The organism is Pseudoxanthomonas sp. SGNA-20 (assembly GCF_003931635.1).
Classification (GTDB): Bacteria; Pseudomonadota; Gammaproteobacteria; order Xanthomonadales; family Xanthomonadaceae; genus Pseudoxanthomonas.
In genome coordinates this window covers 1-1294 of sequence record NZ_RRYK01000024.1, presented here as the reverse complement: position 1 = coordinate 1294, position 1294 = coordinate 1, and the positions used below count along the sequence as shown (strand labels likewise).

1 protein-coding gene is annotated in these 1294 nt (G+C 70.7%); it reads right to left on the bottom strand.

The window, feature by feature from the left end:
* Position 1 precedes the first annotated feature (1 nt).
* Positions 2–1294 (bottom strand): sugar porter family MFS transporter (locus EIM48_RS15250; RefSeq protein ID WP_125112051.1); only part of this gene is annotated, 1293 nt, incomplete at its 5' end.

Below are 1294 nucleotides of genomic sequence, written 5' to 3'. Positions count from 1 at the left end.
CTCATCCCTGCATCTGCTCCAGCTCGCGGCCGCGGGTCTCGCGCACGAACCGCAGCACGAAGAACACCGACAGGAACGCCGCCGCCGCGTACAACCCGTAGGCCGCCGCCAGGCCGATGCCCGCCAGCAGCATCGGGAACGTCCAGGTGATCACGAAGTTCGCCACCCACTGCGCCAGGCCCGCCACCGCCAGGCCCGAACCGCGGATCTGGTTGGGGAACATCTCGCCCAGCATCACCCACATCACCGGGCCCCACGAGGCGTTGAAGAACACCACGTAGGCGTTGGCCGCCACCAGCGCCACCACGCCCATCTGCCCCGGCAGCTGCAGCTTGCCGGCCGCGTCCAGCGTCCCGGTCGAGAACGCCCACGCCACCACCGCCAGCGTCACCGCCATGCCCACCGAGCCGATCCACAGCAGCGGCTTGCGCCCCACCCGGTCGATCAGCACCACCGTCACCAGGCACGCGCCGATGCTCAGCGCACCGGACAGCACGTTGATCAGCAGCGCGTCGTTCTCCGAGAAGCCCACCGCCTGCCACAGCACCGCGCCGTAATAGAACACCACGTTGATGCCCACCAGCTGCTGGAACGTGGCCAGGCCGATGCCCACCCACACGATCGGCCGCACCTTGCCGGTCACCTTGCTCACCAGGTCCGACAGCCGCGGCCGGTGGTGGTCGGAGGCCAGCGAGGCGTCGATCTCGACCAGCTTGCGCACCCCGACCTCGGCCCCGTACAGCCGCGCCAGCACCTTGCCGGCCCTGTCCTTCAGCCCGCGCGCCACCAGGTAGCGCGGGCTCTCCGGGATGAAGAACAGCGCCACCAGGAACAGGAACGCCGGCACCAGCTCGGCCCAGAACATCCAGCGCCAGGCCTCGTACTCCCACCACAGCACCTCGGTCGAGGCGCCGGCGTGCCGCGCCAGCCACCAGTTGCTCAGGAACGAGAAGAACAGGCCGGAGATGATCGCGATCTGCTGCAGCGTCGCCAGCCGGCCGCGGTAGCGCGCCGGCGCCACCTCGGCGATGTACGCCGGCGACAGCACGCTGGCCGCGCCCACCGCCAGGCCGCCCAGCACCCGGTAGACCACGAACTCGGCCGAGGAGGTGGCGATGCCCGAGCCCCAGGCCGAGACGATGAAGAACACCGCCGCCCACAGCTGCATGGTGCGCCGGCCATAGCGGTCGGCCAGGGTGCCGGCGAACCAGGCGCCCACCGCGCAGCCCAGCAGCATCGAGGCCACGTTGAAGCCGGTCACCGCCGCGTCGGACTGGAATGCCGCGGTCAGGCC